General features: G+C 66.3%; 15 protein-coding genes. 8 read left to right on the top strand and 7 right to left on the bottom strand.

Annotated features, from left to right (window positions below; genetic code table 11):
- Positions 1-49: 49 nt before the first annotated feature.
- The 8 genes from MTR65_RS12620 to MTR65_RS12655 all read left to right on the top strand — a co-directional run bounded on the left by MTR65_RS12620 (position 50) and on the right by MTR65_RS12655 (position 7252).
- A complete protein-coding gene (locus tag MTR65_RS12620) occupies positions 50-1099 on the top strand; it encodes a class I SAM-dependent methyltransferase (protein WP_243800722.1) in 1050 nt (349 codons plus the stop codon).
- A gap of 11 nt (positions 1100-1110) precedes the next feature.
- Entirely contained in the window at positions 1111-1410 is a 300-nt protein-coding gene (locus MTR65_RS12625) for a hypothetical protein (RefSeq protein ID WP_226634820.1), read from the top strand.
- A gap of 236 nt (positions 1411-1646) precedes the next feature.
- Positions 1647-2876, top strand: coding sequence for an MFS transporter (locus MTR65_RS12630; RefSeq protein ID WP_243800726.1), 1230 nt, complete (start codon positions 1647-1649; stop codon positions 2874-2876).
- A gap of 150 nt (positions 2877-3026) precedes the next feature.
- Positions 3027-3806 carry an IclR family transcriptional regulator domain-containing protein gene (locus MTR65_RS12635; protein ID WP_243800729.1) on the top strand — a complete coding sequence of 260 codons (780 nt, stop codon included), beginning with the start codon at positions 3027-3029 and terminating at the stop codon, positions 3804-3806.
- A gap of 153 nt (positions 3807-3959) precedes the next feature.
- Entirely contained in the window at positions 3960-4739 is a 780-nt protein-coding gene (locus MTR65_RS12640; protein ID WP_243800731.1) for an IclR family transcriptional regulator, read from the top strand.
- 308 nt (positions 4740-5047) lie between these two features.
- A complete protein-coding gene (locus MTR65_RS12645) occupies positions 5048-6004 on the top strand; it encodes a LysR family transcriptional regulator (RefSeq protein ID WP_243800733.1) in 957 nt (318 codons plus the stop codon).
- 85 nt (positions 6005-6089) lie between these two features.
- Complete coding sequence (locus MTR65_RS12650) at positions 6090-6623, top strand: phosphoribosyltransferase (RefSeq protein ID WP_243800743.1); 534 nt, start codon at positions 6090-6092, stop codon at positions 6621-6623.
- Positions 6624-6673: 50 nt separating this feature from the next.
- Positions 6674-7252 (top strand): LOG family protein, encoded by a 579-nt coding sequence (locus MTR65_RS12655; protein WP_226634843.1) that lies wholly within the window; start codon positions 6674-6676, stop codon positions 7250-7252.
- Between the two features lie 60 nt (positions 7253-7312).
- On the opposite strand, the gene MTR65_RS12660 is transcribed toward MTR65_RS12655, so the two are convergent.
- Genes MTR65_RS12660 through xdhA form a run of 7 tightly spaced genes read right to left on the bottom strand, consistent with a single transcriptional unit; the run spans position 7313 to position 15944 of the window.
- On the bottom strand, positions 7313-7831 hold the full coding sequence (locus MTR65_RS12660) for a DUF4269 domain-containing protein (protein ID WP_243800747.1): 519 nt from the start codon (positions 7829-7831) through the stop codon (positions 7313-7315).
- A gap of 4 nt (positions 7832-7835) precedes the next feature.
- Positions 7836-8969, bottom strand: coding sequence for a nucleoside hydrolase (locus MTR65_RS12665; protein ID WP_243800749.1), 1134 nt, complete (start codon positions 8967-8969; stop codon positions 7836-7838).
- Entirely contained in the window at positions 8969-9985 is a 1017-nt protein-coding gene (locus MTR65_RS12670; protein ID WP_243800819.1) for an adenosine deaminase, read from the bottom strand. The genes MTR65_RS12665 and MTR65_RS12670 overlap by 1 nt, the downstream gene beginning before the upstream one ends.
- Positions 9985-11283, bottom strand: coding sequence for a guanine deaminase (gene guaD, locus MTR65_RS12675; RefSeq protein ID WP_243800751.1), 1299 nt, complete (start codon positions 11281-11283; stop codon positions 9985-9987). Before guaD ends, MTR65_RS12670 begins: the two co-directional genes overlap by 1 nt.
- Positions 11283-12200: a xanthine dehydrogenase accessory protein XdhC gene (xdhC, locus tag MTR65_RS12680; RefSeq protein WP_243800754.1), complete on the bottom strand. Its 918-nt coding sequence runs from the start codon at positions 12198-12200 to the stop codon at positions 11283-11285. The genes guaD and xdhC overlap by 1 nt, the downstream gene beginning before the upstream one ends.
- Positions 12197-14524, bottom strand: a complete 2328-nt coding sequence (gene xdhB, locus MTR65_RS12685) for a xanthine dehydrogenase molybdopterin binding subunit (protein ID WP_243800756.1) — start codon at positions 14522-14524, stop codon at positions 12197-12199. The genes xdhC and xdhB overlap by 4 nt, the downstream gene beginning before the upstream one ends.
- Positions 14517-15944, bottom strand: a complete 1428-nt coding sequence (gene xdhA, locus MTR65_RS12690) for a xanthine dehydrogenase small subunit (RefSeq protein ID WP_243800757.1) — start codon at positions 15942-15944, stop codon at positions 14517-14519. The genes xdhB and xdhA overlap by 8 nt, the downstream gene beginning before the upstream one ends.

Consider the following 15944-nt stretch of genomic DNA (forward strand, 5'->3'; position numbering starts at 1 on the left):
AGGGGCCGATTGAGCCCCACGCCCACCAGAGTTTGAGAAGAGGATGCGCATGACCAACCCACTTGAACCGCCCGTCCGCCAGCGCGGGCGCGCCTCGCTCGATTTCCTGCTCCACTTCGGACGCGGCACGCAAGGCTTGCGCGGCGAGGTCGAGAAAGACATCGCCCGCGTCGTGCCCGATCCTGAGACGCTGCCGCAGGACATCGACCAGCGCAGCCAGCAGATCGAGCAGCGCCTGATGGCCAGCCCGCTCTGGCGCACCCAGGCTCTGATCGGGGAATGGAACGCGCGCAACCACGGCCTCATCGCGCGCGAAGCCTTCGAGGAAGTGCGCGAAGACCTCGATCCCGTAATCGCGCGCTACCAGTCGCAAGGCGCGACCACGCTCGAGCCCGCGCCCGAAGGCAGTGAGCCCCCTGCCTACTTCGAGGGCGTCAACTTCCACCGCACCGCAGGCGGCTGGGAAGACCACGAGATGCAAGGTTATATCCACGGCGAGATCGTCCACCGCAAGCTCGTCAATGCCTTCTTCCCGGGCGGCATCTTCAAGCAGCGCCGCGCGGTCGCCGCGATGGCCCCGCGCGAGGACTATAAGCGAATCCTCGACATGGGCGCCTCCACCGGCCACTTCACGCAGGCCCTGCAGGAGACCTACCCCGAGGCCGAGATCACCGGCGTCGACCTTTCGCTGCGGGTCCTCGAACACGCGCAGCGCATCGGCAACGCCCACGGCTGGGCCTGGAAGCTCTACCAGCGTCCCGCCGAGGACACCGGCTTTCCCGACGCCTCGTTCGATCTCGTCGCCTCGTACATCCTGCTCCACGAGATCCCCGCCGACGTGATCCGCCGCGTCTTCGCGGAAGCCTTCCGCGTGCTGGAACCGGGCGGCGACATGATCATGTCCGACGTCACCCGCTACGCCGACATGGACAAGCTCTCGGTCTGGCGCGCGGACAGCAACGCGCGCCTCGGGGGCGAGCCCTACTGGCGCGAATCCGCCAGCCTCGATCTTGCCGAAGTGGCCCGCGCGGCCGGCTTCGTCGATGTCAGCGCGCAAGGCATCTATCCCCACGTCGTGAAGGGACACAAACCGAAATGAACGCCGCAGCCATGAACACGATTGCCACACCCGCCAATCCCAAGGCCTACAACCACCCCGACCGCCCGACGCTGGTCGATGCGGACGTGGGGCGCGTGGGCAGCGCAGTGCTCGCCCTCACCCGCGAACTCTGGGTGCTGACCGACCGCGTTGCGGTGATGGAGGAACTCCTCACGCAGAACGGCATCGACATCGCCGGGCAGATCGAGACCTTCCAACCCAGCGCCGAAATGCAGGAAAAGCTCAACGCGCGCGGCAAGCACCTGGTCGAAACGATCGTTGCTGCGCTGGCCGGAACAGAGGGCGAGTAGGAAGCAATCGATTCAAGGGGTCATCACCCCTTGACCCCAAACCGGGCGACCTCACCTTCCTCGGCCCCGACGGCGCGCAGGAGGTGAGGTAGACAGATTGGGGAGCCCGAGGGCGATGGCCCTCGGCATGGTTTCCTTTCCGGCTTGCGACCACTGCTACGCGGCCCCTTTCCCTTCACAGGCAATCAGGCCAGACGTTCCTCGTCAGGTTCTCCAATCCAAGGCCTTGTTTCCCGATGTCCGACGCCCCGCTTGCTGCCCGCGATGACACCACGGCCCAGTCGCTTCGGCGCCGCGCGCTGATCGCGATCATCCTTGTCAATTTCGTCTCGCTGGCAGGCTTCGGGCTGATGTTCCCGGTCTTTGCCATCTACAGCCGCCAGATCGGGGCGAGCGGGATCGAGATTGCAGGCGCGGTCGCGGCCTTCTCGCTGGGCCAGTTCCTCTCCAGTCCGCTGTGGGGACGCTGGTCGGACCGCTGGGGGCGTCGTCCGGTGATGATCGGTGGTCTGGCCGTCGGTGCCTTCGTCTATGTCCTTCACATCTTCGCGCTCTCCCCGCTGACGCTGTTGGCCGCGCGCTTCGTCAGCGGCCTTGCCACGGGAAGCTTCTCGATCACCTTCGCGGTGGCATCGGACCTCTCCACCCGCGACAACCGCACCCACGTCATGGGCATCGTCAGCGCCGGCTTCTCGCTCGGCTTCATCTTCGGCCCGGCCATCGGCGGCGTGACCGCCAGCTTTACCGGCGAAGACAACGCCTTTGCGCTGGTCTGCGTGGTGGGTGCGCTGCTAGGTCTTGTCGCCGCACTTCTGACCTGGTGGCTGATGCCCGAGACCCGTCCCGAGGCCGCGCCCACCGCCAGTGAGCCCAGCGCGGCCGACAAGGGCCCGCTGCTGCGCCGTCCCGGTTTTGCCGCGGCCATTGGCTTTGCGCTCATGGTCTCGATCGCCTTTGCCCAGATGGAGGCGATCCTCGCGCTCTTTGCCGACGACGTGCTCAGCCTCGATCCGCTTGGCATTGGCCTCCTCTTCGGCGCCATGGGCCTCGTCACCACGGTCACTCAGTTCACCGTCACTGGCCCTGTTGCCAAGCATCTGGGCGAGGCCGCCATGCTCGCCCTCTCTCTGGCGATCATCGCGGGCGGGCTGGTTGTCCTTGGCTTTGCCCATGGCCTCGTGCTGGCCGGTATCGGCCTGTTCCTCACCTCCAGCGGCTTCGCCCTCGTCAACCCGGCGATCTCGGGGCTGGTCTCGATGGCCTCGCCCGCGCATGCGCAAGGGACCGGGCTTGGCGTCATGCAGTCGGCCAACGCCCTGGGCCGCGTTCTGGGGCCACTGGCGGCAGGTCCGCTCTACGACCTCCAGGGCGAAGCAGCCCCGCTGTTCTGGGGCGGTGCGCTGCTTGCCGCAACGCTACTCGCCATGCCGCTCGTCACCCTGCCGCCGCGCGAAGCCCCCGCCTGACACCGCCCTGTTTATCCGCGTAGCGGAGGAACAGGCGCAAGTTTGGCCCTTGTAGGCCCAACTTGCGAACGAACCGCTTGCTGCCCTCCCGACCGAGCCGCACTCTGTGCCCGCACCGGCACCAGCAACGCGGAAGGACAGGCGCAGGCAGTGGACAACGGGGTTCCCATCCGGGCGGTCAGCCGCACGCTCTCGGTGCTGCGCACGATCAACCACGAGCGCGAAGTCTCTCTCACCGACCTCGTCCGCATCGAGAACCTGCCCTACCCCACGATGTTCCGCATCGTGCAGACGCTGGTCCACGAGGGACTGATCGAACGCGACGCCAGCGGCAAGCGTTACCGTGCCACCGCGCTCGTCCACACGCTGTCGAGCGGGTACGACGACAGCGCCCTGCGCTCGCGCGCGCAGCCGCATATGAGCGCGCTGACCCGCGAGGTGGGCTGGCCGCTGCTGCTCTCGGTGCGGGTCGGCTCGCGCATGGTCATCCGCGCCTCGACCCACCACGAGACCACGCTCACCTTCCACAACTGGGAAGCCGGTTCGGCCATGCCGATGGAAGGGAGCGCCACCGGCCTTGCCTGGCTCGCCTACCTGCCCGAGGACCATGCCCGCGATCTGGTGAACTGGGGCAGCGACTACCATACGGGCGGCGAAGGCCCCGATGCGGACCGGCAGGAAACCATGTTCGAGGCGCTCGCGCGCATCCGGCGCGAGGGCTACGCGTGGCGCCCCTCGCTGTTCGGCGACGAGAACAAGACCTCCTCGATCTCGGTGCCCGTGCTCGATGGCGAGCGCATCCTCGCGGTTCTCACGCTGACCTACTTTTCCGCCGCGATGAAATCCGATGTTGCGCTGGAGCGCTATGTGCAACCAATCAAGGAAACCGCCGCCCGCATTGCCCGCGACGTAACGCCCAGCTGCCCCTGAAATCGACCCGAAGCTCCTCTCACAGAACGAATTTTCTCAAAAAGTTTCCATTAGGTGGAAACACTTTGCATTTCCTGCTGCGGCGCAGCGCAATTTGCCGATCCTCCCACCACCACGACGCGAAACCGCGCGAACACAGGGGGAAGTACACAAATGGAAGGGGTTCCTATTCGCTCCGTCTGCCGGTCCATCTCGGTCCTGCAAGTCATCAATTCGCATGGTCCGCTGCCGCTGATGGACATCGCGCGCATCGGCAATCTGCCCTATCCCACGGTCTTTCGCATCGTGCAGACGCTCGTCCATGAGGGACTGGTCGAGCAGGAGCCGACGTCCAAGACCTACCGCCCGACCGCACTCGTCGAATCGCTGGCCCACGGCTACCGCTCGGACGGCCCGTTGAGCGAAGCGAGTCGCGAGCCCATCGCCGCGCTCACGCGCGACATCGGCTGGCCGGTCTTCGTCTCGGTGCGCGTCGGCCAGCGCATGGTCGTGCGTGAATCGACCCATGCCCAGACCTCGATGACCTTCGAACCGTGCAATCCGGGCGTCACTATCCCGCTGCTCAGCAGCACCACGGGCCGCGCCTACCTCTCGGCCCTGCCGATGGCGCGCGTCCACGCGATCCTCGACAGCGCCGAGCGCAACCGCTGGGGCCTCGATCCCAACTTCGAGCGCGAGGCCTTCCTCGCCCGCCTCGAACAGATCCGCGCCCGCGGCGTGAGCGCGGCTCCCTACACCTCGCGCGAGGCCAACCGCACCGCCTCGATAGCGGTGCCGATCGTCGCCGACGGCGAGGTGGAAGCGACACTCACGCTGACCTACTTCTTCAACGCCATGAACGAGCAGACCGCAATCGCGCGCTACGCCGACCGCCTTCACGCGGTAGCCACGCGCATCTCCGACCGGCTCGAATGTCGCGCGGTGGCCGCCTAGGGGAAAGGGCCATGGAAAGAGGTACGTCTTCAAGGGGTCATCACCCCTTGACCCCGGAATGGGCGACCTCACCTTTCTCGGCCTAGGCGGCGCGACAAAAGGTAAGCTCGACAGTCTGGGGAGCCCGAGGGCGATGGCCCTCGGAAACCTCTTTCCGTCACCCTGCTTCTTTCCCGCAAAATCTGGCGTTTGCAAATTCGGCATCTTGGACCTACCGTGCCGGGTGTCCTTGACAGCGCACGGCAAAATGCAATGCTATCCCGAAACGCGTTGCCCAAAAACGCGCACCTCGGGGACACCATCACGCGATGCCGGCATTCTCGCGCTTCCTGCGCTACTTCATGGCCGTGGGCCGCCTCGGCTCGATCCGCAAGGCCGCGGACGAACTGAACCTGTCCGCCTCGGCCATTGACCGCCAGATTCTCAACGTCGAGGCCGAGCTGGGCATGCCGCTGTTCGAGCGCCTGCCCACCGGCCTCAAGCTGACCGCGGCGGGCGAGCTGATGATGGCCAGCGCCCATCAGTGGGAAAAGGGCATGACCGAGGTCCGCGCGCGGATCGAGGACCTGCGTGGGCTCAAGCGCGGCCACGTCGAGATCGCGGTGATCGATGCCCTCACCCGCGGCTACATTCCCGAGACCATCCACCGCATCCAGCGCGACTATCCCGGCATCACGATCTCGCTGCGCGTGCTCGACAACGATTCGGTGCGCCGCGCGGTCGCCGAGGGCGAAGTCGATTGCGGGATCATGTTCGACCCCCAGTCGCTGCGCGAATTGAACGTGCGCGCCTACGTGGAAGTGGTGCTCGGCTTCGTCACCCCGCCCGGCCACCCCTTTGGCGCGCGCACGCAAGCCCGCTTCTCCCAATGCGTGGGTGAGCCCATCATCGCGCCGGGCGAGCCGCTTGCCGTCGGCCAGCAGGTCGCCCTTCTCGAAGCGGCCACCAGTGTGCCCCTCGAACGGCGCGTCACCTCGGATAATATCCAGATGATATCGGCACTTGTGCGCCAGGGCGCAGGGATTGGCATCCTCACCTCGCTCGACGTCATGACCGAAGTGCAGGAAGGTCGCCTCCAGTTCACCCGCATCGCCGAACCGCTGCTGCGGCCCATGACGCTGGCGCTGTGCACCGCCTCGGCGCGCACACCGTCCTACGCCGCCGCACTGGTCCTGCGCGAGATCGGCAATGGCTACACCCGCCTCGACCACCGCAGCGCGCTGGCCGATTTCGGGACGGATACGGCGCGCGAGGCGGGGGAATAGCGCGCGTTCCAATATTGTTTGCAGGGCCGGAATTGGGTAATTCGGAAGGCTCTCCCTCCCCCAGCTTTCCTCTCAGGAGTCCCCCATGGACGACACGTCCGAGCCCCAACTGCAGTACCTCGAATACTACGAGGACTTCCTTGCCAAGGTGCGCGTTGTCTCGCGCAAGGTCGCCGAAAGCGACTGGATGCCCGATTTCGTGATCGGGATCGGCCGCGGCGGCCTCGTTCCGGGCTGCTACGTCTCGCACCAGCTCGACGTGCCGATGCTCTCGATCGACCACTCGGCCAAGCAGCCCGACTTTGCCGACGAACTCCTCGCCAAGCTCGCGGTGATGAGCGCACAAGGCAAGAAGCTGCTGTTCATCGACGACATCAACGACAGCGGCGGCACCATCGAATTCCTGCGTGCGCGTCTTGCCGAACTGGGCGCGGACGCCAGCTTCGTGCGCTTTGCGGTCATCATCACCAACACCAGCTCACGCGCGAAGACCGACTACTGGGCCCAGACCATCGATCGCAGCCACGACAAGCGCTGGTTCGTCTTCCCCTGGGAATCGGTCTCGACCCGGGAAACCATTACCGCCGAAGCGCTTTCGGTACCTGAAAGGCTTGCCTGAGGCCTTCGCGCCTGCCCCTCCCGTGCGATAGCAGAAAGAAGATCCCGTTCATGCGCATCTGTGTCTACCTCGGTTCCTCCCCCGGCCGTAACCCGATCTACCGCGAGACGGCCGAGCAGTTCGGCACGCTGCTCGCCAAGCGGGGCATCGGCCTTGTCTATGGCGGCGGCGAGGTGGGCCTGATGGGCGTGATCGCGGACGCGGTCTGCGCAGCGGGCGGCGAAGTGATCGGCGTGATCCCCGAAGCGCTGCGCGCGCGCGAAAAGGACCACCAGGGCATCACCGAGCTCCACGTGGTCAAGTCCATGCACGAACGCAAGGCCCTGATGGCCAAGCTTTCCGACGGCTTCGTCACGCTTCCCGGCGGCATCGGCACCTTCGAGGAAATGTTCGAGGCCTGGTGCTGGTCGCAGCTGGGCTACCACGCCAAGCCTGTGGGCCTGCTCAACGTGGGCGATTTCTACAACGGCCTCATCCAGTTCGTCGACAAGATCGTCTCCGAGGGCTTCCTCCAGGACCGCCACCGCGACATGCTGCTCGTCGACGACAATCCCGAGCGCCTCCTCGACCGGATCATCGAATTCATTCCGCCCAAGACCGAGCACTGGCTCCACGAAGGCGAGAACTGAGGCACGACTAACGCGGGCTGGCGGAAGGACACTTTTCGCCGGCCCGTTTCGCATGTGGCTCTAGGCGAAGCCCGCCTGCGCGAGAATGCCGCGCAGCTGCGCATCGGGGACCAAGGCCAGATCGAACAGCTGCGCGTAAGGGTCCCCTGCAAGTCCCAGAACCTGTGCGAAGGCCGGTTCGGTCTTGATCCCGGAGCGGCGAAGCTCTCGTACGGCGGCGTGGAAAGCTCCGCTACTGAGAGCGAGCAAGCGCCGTTCCACCTCGAAGTGGCGCCACCCGGCCTGCATCACGACCGGAACAGGCGCACCGAAGACTTCGAAGGGCAGATCACAGATAAGGAACTGCGCGATTACCGCGCGCTCGCCCTGCACCCACTGCCGCAGGGCAAAATGATCGCACCCAGCGAAACGCTCCCAAAGCTCCTGCGCAAACGCGTGCCCGTCGGGCGCATGGCAAACGATGTCCACATCGCTGCCCGCAACGTCCAGCCCGAGCGGGAAGGTGCCAACCACACGGGCATCATAGGCCGCCAGGGCATCGGGCAAACCGCTCGACGCGAGGATGCCGCGCCAGTCCACCCGATCAATTGCCCTGCCGCTCGGCCCCTTCGCGCATGGCGGTGACCATCAGGTCCTCCAGCCTCGCCGGGTCGATTGCCAGCACCACGTTCGCCTTGCGCTCACCGAGCCCAGGTTGGTAGTGCTCGTGCCAGCTCAGCGTCGCGCCGTACTTGGGCCCGAAATCGGTGACGTAGTCGACGTAGAGCTGGTCCGCCTTGGTGACGATGCCTGCGTCCAGCACATAGCCCGCCGCGATTTCATCCCAAAGCGGGAAGCCCGGCTCGAGCCCTGCGATGAACGCCGCGACCTTGCTGGGCGCGGCCTTCTCCAGCCGCGCGAGAAGTTCGGGCGTGCGCTGTGTGGCGGTGGAGGGATCGACCGGGATCACCGTCAGCTTGCGCCAGGGGCTGCGCGAGACGATGCTCGCGGCTTCAGGATCGAAGGCGACGTTGAACTCGCGGCGCGGGGTGTTCTCGAACTCGCGCGCGAACTCGGCGGCGGACTGGTCCTGAAGCACCTGCTGGGGATTGAAGCTGCCGCCCATGTAGACGAGCTCGCCCACCAGCCCCGCAAATTCGGGATCGAGGCGCTGGGCAAGCGCGAGGTTCGTCAGCGGACCGCACGCCACGATGGTAATTTCGCCCGGGTACTTGCGCACCATCCGGATCAGGAAGTTCGCCGCAATCTCATCCGATTTCTGCAAGGTCGGGTTGCCGCCGGGCAGGTCCACCGGATCGAAGGGGCCATGATATTCGGGCGTCGACTGCACGGTGGGCTCCACCCATTCGCGCATCCACGCGCCTTTCCAGACAAGCTTGCCGTAAAGCCCTTCCCAGCGCGCAGTCGCGGCCTCGGAATTGAGGAGCGGAAAGGTCGCCCCTTGCGCGACGGGGATGTCCTCGCGGCCCGTCAGCTCCAGCCCGCGCAGCGCGAGCGCGGTCGCCCGGTTGGCCCAGACATCGCCCGAGACCGTGGTGATGCCCACCACGTCGATCTTGCGGCTCTCCAGCAGCATGAGGTGCATGAGCGCAAAGCCCTCATCCTCGATGATGACCTTGCGCGGGGCCCCGTCCTCCGCTTGCGCCGCAAGGACCGCCATCGGCGTGAAGAACAGGGCCACAAGCAGCGCCAGTGCAGCGCGCGCACGCCTGTGCATCAGGCGACCTCGGCGACGAAGGCGTCGATCGCAGCCAGATGGCGCGCGATGTCCTCTTCGGGCAGGAACGATCCGGTGAAGCTGTTGCGCGCCAGCGTCACCAGATCCTCGCGCCCCAGCCCGCGCGCCTGCGCCACCGCCCGATAATTGTCCGCGATATAGCCGCCGAAATAGGCCGGATCATCGGAATTGAGGGTCGCCTTCAGGCCCGCCTTGAGCATGGCGTCGATGGGGTGCTGCACGATATCGTCGATCACGCAGAGCTTGAGGTTCGAGAGCGGACAGACCGTCAGCGTCATGCCGCTGTCCGCCAGCCGCTTGGTCAGCGCCGGGTCCTCCAGCGCGCGGTTGCCGTGATCGATCCGGTCAACATCAATCAGGTCGAGCGCCTGGTAGACATATTCCGGCGGTCCCTCCTCGCCCGCGTGCGCGGTGAGCTTGAGGCCCTTCTCGCGCGCCGCGGCAAAGACCTGTGCGAACTTGATCGGGGGATGACCGACTTCGCTGGAATCCAGCCCCACCGCCGCGATCCGGTCGAGCCAGGGCTCGGCCGCGGCCAGCGTATCGAACGCCGCCTCTTCGCTCAGATGCCGCAGGAAGGAGAGGATGAGGCAGCTGGTCATGCCATGCTTCGCGCGCGCCTCCTCCATCGCCGAGAGCAGACCCTCGATCACTTCGGCAAAGGGAATTCCGCGATCGGTGTGGGTCTGGGGGTCGAACATCAGTTCGGCATGGACCACCCCGTCCTCGGCCGCCCGGTCGAAATAGGCCATCGCCATGTCGTGGAAGTCACGCCGCGTGCGCAGCACGTTGGCGCCTGCGTAGTAGATGTCGAGGAAGTCCTGCAGCCTTGTGAAGGCATAGGCCGCGCGCACCTCCTCCACGCTTGCATAGGGGATCTCGACAGAATTGCGGCGGGCCAGCTCGAACATCAGCTCCGGCTCGAGACTGCCCTCAATGTGCAAGTGCAGTTCGGCCTTCGGGAGCCCGGCAATAAACGTGTCGAGATCGGTCATCATGCTGTCCTTTCCCAGGCGCATTCGCCCAGAATATAGGTGCGGGCCACGGCCCGGTCATCGCCCAGAACCTGAAGCGCAAACAGCCGCTGCGCAAGAGGAGCTACCTGTGTACGGCGTGCAAGGAGCGGCGTTGCGGCAGGGTCGAGCACCACGAAGTCCGCCTCCTGCCCGACCTCGAGAGCGCCGACCTTGTCGGCAATTCCCAGAAGCTGCGCACTTCCCAATGTTGCGAGATACAAGGCCCGAAAAGGAGAGAGCCGGTCCTCGCGCGCCAGCGCCGCCTGGTAGGCAAGGCCCGCCGTGTGCAGCAACGAGAAGCTCGTGCCCGCCCCGACGTCACTGCCCAGCCCCAGCTTCACACCATAACGGTCCGCCTGCCCGAAGTCGAAATGGCCCGACCCCAGGAACAGGTTGGAGCTGGGACAGACCGCGATCCCTGCCCCGCTATCGCGCAGGCGCGTGCAGGCCCGGTCCGGAAGATGGATGCCATGCGCGAAGACCGAGCGCGGCCCGACGAGGCCGAAGCGGTCATAAACGTCCAGATAGTCCGCCACCTCGGGGAAGCGCGCGGCGACCGCCGCGCACTCGTGGACATTCTCGGCCAGATGCGTGTGCAGCAGCACCTCGGGATGGTCGGCCAGGAAAGCGCCCGCATCGGCGAGCTGCGCGTCGCTGGAGGTCAGCGCGAAACGCGGCGTCAGTGCATAGCCCAGCCGCCCACGTCCGCGCCAGCGCCGCAGCAACGCCTCGCTCTCGGCCCGGCCCGAGGCGACACTGTCGCGCAGGCCCTCGGGACCTTCGTCCATCAGCACCTTACCCGAGATCACCCGCATGCGCCGCGCCAGCGCCGCCTCGAACAGCGCGTCGACCGAATGTTCATGGACCGTTGCAAAGACCAGCGCGCTCGTCGTTCCGTTGCGCAGCAATTCGGTCAGGAACGCCTGTGCCAGATCGTCGGCATGGGCGCGCTCAGCAAAGGCCATCTCGGCCGGGAAGATGTGGCGCTCCAGCCAGTCGAGCAACTGTTCGCCATGCGCGGCCATGCTGTCCATCTGCGGATAGTGGACATGAGCATCGATGAAGCCCGGCACGACGAGCCCGGACAGCCTCTCGGTCGGCACCTGGGCAAAGCGCGCGGCCAGGTCGGCATGGTGGCCGCGCGCCACGATAATCCCGTCCTCGACCACGAGCAGGCCATCCTCCTCGTAGCGAACCGCCCCTTCGCCGTCCGGCCCTGCCTCGCGCGGATCGCAGCTCAGCGACAGGAATTCCCCCCGGTACGCACGCAGACCCATCACTGTCCCCTCAGCTGGAGAAGCTGGGCGAGCACCGAGATCGCGATCACGTCGGGCTCCTTGCCTTTCACCCCCGGCACCCCGATGGGCGTTGTCAGGCGCGCGAGGGCTTCGTCGGCGATGCCATCGGCCTTGAGACGCGAACGGAAGCGGGCGATCTTGGTGGACGAGCCGATCAGGCCCACGAAGGCGACCGGATCGCGCCGCAGCGCGGTCAGGGTCAGGTGGTAGTCGAGCGGATGGTCATGCGTCAGAATCGCAATGGCGGCCTGTGACGGCGCTTCCTCGATACAGGTCGCGATGTCCTCAACGTCGACGATGGTCACTCCGTCGAGATCGGCCAGTTCCGGGCGGGTATCGAACCAGGCCAGCTGGAGCGGCAGGCCCGTTGCATGCCGCGCGATGGCCTGACCGACATGGCCCGCTCCGAAAAGATAGACCGGGCGCGGCCGCTCCCCCACCGGCTCGATGATCCGCGCGCCCACTGCCGGCTTGTCGCCCCGCGCGGACTGGCGCGTTGCCGTCTCGCGATCATGGATGCGACGCCGCACCGCGCCGTTCTCGAAGCAGGTCTCCAGCATGCGTCCGGGCTCGGCTTCGTGGAGCCAGTCGAGCCCTGCGGGATCCAGATGCTCGATGAGGAGACGCACACGCCCGCCGCAGCATTGGCCCAACAGGGGCCCGAGCGGATAGTCCTGCACGCGCCAGGTACCGACCGGCCGGTCAAGGATAGCGCGCGCCTGCTCGACGGCGCGGTATTCCAGCTGGCCACCGCCGATGGTGCCCTCCTGATCCCTCGCGGTCACCAGCATGCGGGTGCCGCCCCCGCGCGGTGCCGAGCCCTCGGTCGCGAGCACGGAAACCATGGCACATCGGCCAGGCTCCAGCCGTCGCAGCCAACCAATCCACTGCGTCATGCTTGGGTGCCTTCCTTGCGATGCCCCGCAATTGCGGCAAGCACCTTCTCGGGCGTTGCCGGCGCATCGAGTGGGGGCAGGCACCGCGCCTCGGGCAGGCAGGCCGCAACTGCGCGGTTGAGCGCGGAAAAGACCGAGATCGCCAGCATGAAGGGTGGCTCTCCCACGGCCTTTGAGCGGTTGATCGTGGGCTCCACGTTCTGCCCGTCCCAAAGTTCAATGGTCAGGCGTTTCGGGCGGTCCGAGGCGGTCGGGATCTTGTAAGTCGCCGGGCTGTGGGTGAGCAGGCGTCCCTTCGCGTCCCAGACAAGCTCCTCCGTGGTGAGCCAGCCCTGGCCCTGTACGAAACCACCCTCGATCTGGCCCTTGTCGATGGCCGGATTGAGTGAGGCGCCCACGTCGTGGAGGATGTCGACGGCCAGCACCTTGTGCTCGCCTGTCAGCGTGTCCACCGCGACCTCGCTCACCGCGGCGCCATAGGAAAAGTAGTAGAACGGACGGCCCTTGTGGGCGGCACGGTCGTAGGCGATATCCGGCGTCGCGTAGAAGCCGGTGGAGCTGAGCGACACGCGGCCAATCTGCGCGCGCCGCGCCACTTCGCCGAAGGTGAGCCGGGCCGCGCCGGCCTGCACACCATCCGCCCCGAACGTCACGTCCTCGGGCGCACAAGCGTACGTGCGCGACAGGAAGTCGACGAGGCGCGCCTTGATCGTGGACGCCGCGTTGAAGGCGGCCATGCCGTTGAGATCCGCTCCGGAACTCGCCGCCGTCGCGGACGTGTTGGGCACCTTGTCGGTGCGGGTCGCGGTGCAGCGAATGGTGCCGAGCGGTACGCCGAAGACATCGGCGACAACCTGCGCCACCTTGACGTAGACCCCCTGCCCCATCTCGGTCCCGCCGTGGTTTACCTGGATCGAGCCATCGGCATAGACATGGACCAGCGCGCCCGCCTGGTTGAGGTGGGTCGTGGTGAAGCTGATCCCGAACTTGACCGGCGTTAGCGCAAGGCCGCGCTTGAGAATGGGGCTTTGCGCGTTGAACGTAGCGATGGCCTTGGAACGCGCATCGTAGCGCGCGTTCTCGCGCAGGCGCGCGATCATCTCGGGCGCAATGTTGTCCTTGATCTCCATGCCATAGGGCGTCTCGCTGCGCCCGGCCGCGTAGAGATTGGCAAGACGAACTTCGAGCGGATCACGGCCAAGGCGCGCGGCAACATCGTCGAGGATACGCTCGATCGCGAGCATTCCTTGCGGACCACCGAACCCCCGGAAGGCGGTGGCCGAGACCGTGTTGGTCTTGAGCCGTTCCGAGACGATCTCCACGTCTGGCAGGTAGTAGCAGTTGTCCGCGTGGAACATCGCGCGGTCGTTGATCGCGGGCGAAAGGTCGACGCTTGCCCCACACGGGCTCGACAGGAACAGCGACAGAGCCAGGAGATGGCCCTCCTCATCGTAGCCGACCTCGTAGGCAACTTCGAAGGGGTGACGCTTGCCGGTCATCACCATGTCGTCGTCACGATCGCAGCGCAGCTTGGCGGGACGCCCGGTCCGCGCGGCAACGAGCGCGGCCGCCGCGGCAAAAAGCGCAGCCTGCGTTTCCTTGCCGCCAAAGGCCCCGCCCATGCGCCGCACTTCCACCGTCACATCGGCCGAAGTGAGGCCAAGCATGTGCGCGACCAGATGCTGCACTTCGCTGGGGTGCTGGGTCGAACTGACGATATGGATGGCGCCATCCTCGTCTGGGGTCGCCACCGCGATCTGGCCTTCGAGGTAAAAGTGATCCTGCCCGCCCATCTCGAAAGCGCCCTTGGCGCGGTGCGGGGCAGAGGCCAGTGCGGCCCCGGCATCGCCGCGCGCCATGCGCTGGGTTGGCTCGATCAGGCTGTTTGCCGCGCGCGCCTGTGCAGACGTGATCGCCGCATCCAGCGGTTCGTATTCGACTTTCGCAAGACGCGCCGCGCGCCGGGCCGCATCGCGGCTTGTTGCAGCAACAAGGAACAGGGCCTGCCCGTGGCTTACCACTTCGTCTTCGGCCAGCAACGGATCGTCATGCGCAACGGGCGCGACATCGTTGGCGCCGGGAATATCGGCGGCGGTGTAGACACTGTGGACACCGGGGGCCTCGCGTACCGCCTCAAGATCCATCGACACGATACGTGCGTGCGCCTCGGTGCTCTGACCAAAGCACAGGTGCAGCATATCACCCGGCTCGGCGAGGTCATCGGTATAGCGCGCCTGCCCCGTCACGTGCAGATGCGCACTCTCGTGCGGGTGCGAGGGCTTGGCCAGAACGACCGCGCCCGGTTCGGGATCGCGCTCAGCCATCGAGCGCCTCCATGTCCAGCACCGAAACCGCCCCGCCTTGCTCGCGCAGCCAGAGGCGATGCAGCAGATTGCCCGCCGCTTCGAGGCGGTAGACGGATGAGCCCCTTACATCGTCGAGCGGCGTGAAATCCTCGCGCAGAGCCTCGGCTGCACGCTCCATCGTTTCCAGCGTAAAAGGCTGGCCGACCAGGGCCGCCTCACACGCCGATGCGCGGCGCGGGGTAGCCGCCATGCCGCCAAAAGCGACACGGGCAGAAACGACGTCACCCTTCTCCAGGGTCAGGGCGAAAGCCCCGCACACCGCGGAAATGTCGCTGTCGAAGCGGCGCGAGAGCTTGGCAATGTGGATCGCCGTGTCGGGTGCGGGCCGCGGGATGCGCACCCCGGCCACGAACTCGCCAGAGCGCAGGTCCTGCCTGCCATAGTCGAGGAAGAAGTCCTCGAGGGGAAGCGTGCGTGTGCCCTCCATGCTGCGCAGCATAAGATGCGCACCGAGCGCAATCAGCGCAGGAGGCCCATCGCCGATGGGCGAGCCATTGGCGATGTTGCCCCCGATGGTGCCCGCGTTGCGGACCTGCAGCCCGGCAAAGCGGCGCCACAACTCGCCAAGGTCGGGATGAAGCTGCGCCAGAGCCGCATGCGCATCGGCGTGACGGACATTGGCGCCAAGGAACAACGCCTCATCGCTTGCTTCGATTGTCGCCAGTTCGACAATGTCCCCGATGAAGATAACGGTGTCGAGGACCTTGAAGCCCTTGGTGACCCACAGGCCCACGTCGGTCGCTCCGGCGACCAGCGTGGCATCCGGATATTCCTGGCGGAGTGAGGCCAACTCTTCTGCAGTGCGCGGGGCAAACCAGCGCCGCCCCTGCCACTCGCCCGAGGCCGGTAACCCTGCGATCTCGGCGAGCTGTGCGATCACGGCGGCATCGTCCTGCGCGAGAACCGGCACCTCCTGCGCCGCCTCCAGGATCGGGCCATACCCGGTGCATCGGCACAAGTTGCCCGCGATCACGTCCTCGACCGCCAGATCGCAGCCGACCGCGCCAATGGCGCGGCCATGGAGCGACATGACGAAGCCCGGCGTGCAGAAGCCGCACTGCGAGGAACCATTGTCCGCCATGCAGGCCTGCAGCGGATTGGGAACGCCTTCAGGCGCGAGGCTCTCCACCGTCAGCAACGCCTTGCCGTGCAGCATGGGGAGGAACTGGATGCAGGAATTGAGCGCGCGCCATTGCACCGTCGGGCCCGCTTCCAGCGTCCCGACCAGCACCGTGCAGGCACCGCAGTCGCCTTCCGCGCAGCCTTCCTTGGTGCCCGTCCGGCGCAGCTGCGTGCGCAGGAAATCGAGCACCGAACCGGTCGGATCAACCTCATCAAGATCAATCCGCGCACCATCAAGAAGAAACGAGATCGCCAT

The organism is Novosphingobium mangrovi, assembly GCF_022818885.1.
In the GTDB taxonomy this organism is placed as follows: Bacteria; Pseudomonadota; Alphaproteobacteria; order Sphingomonadales; family Sphingomonadaceae; genus Novosphingobium; species Novosphingobium mangrovi.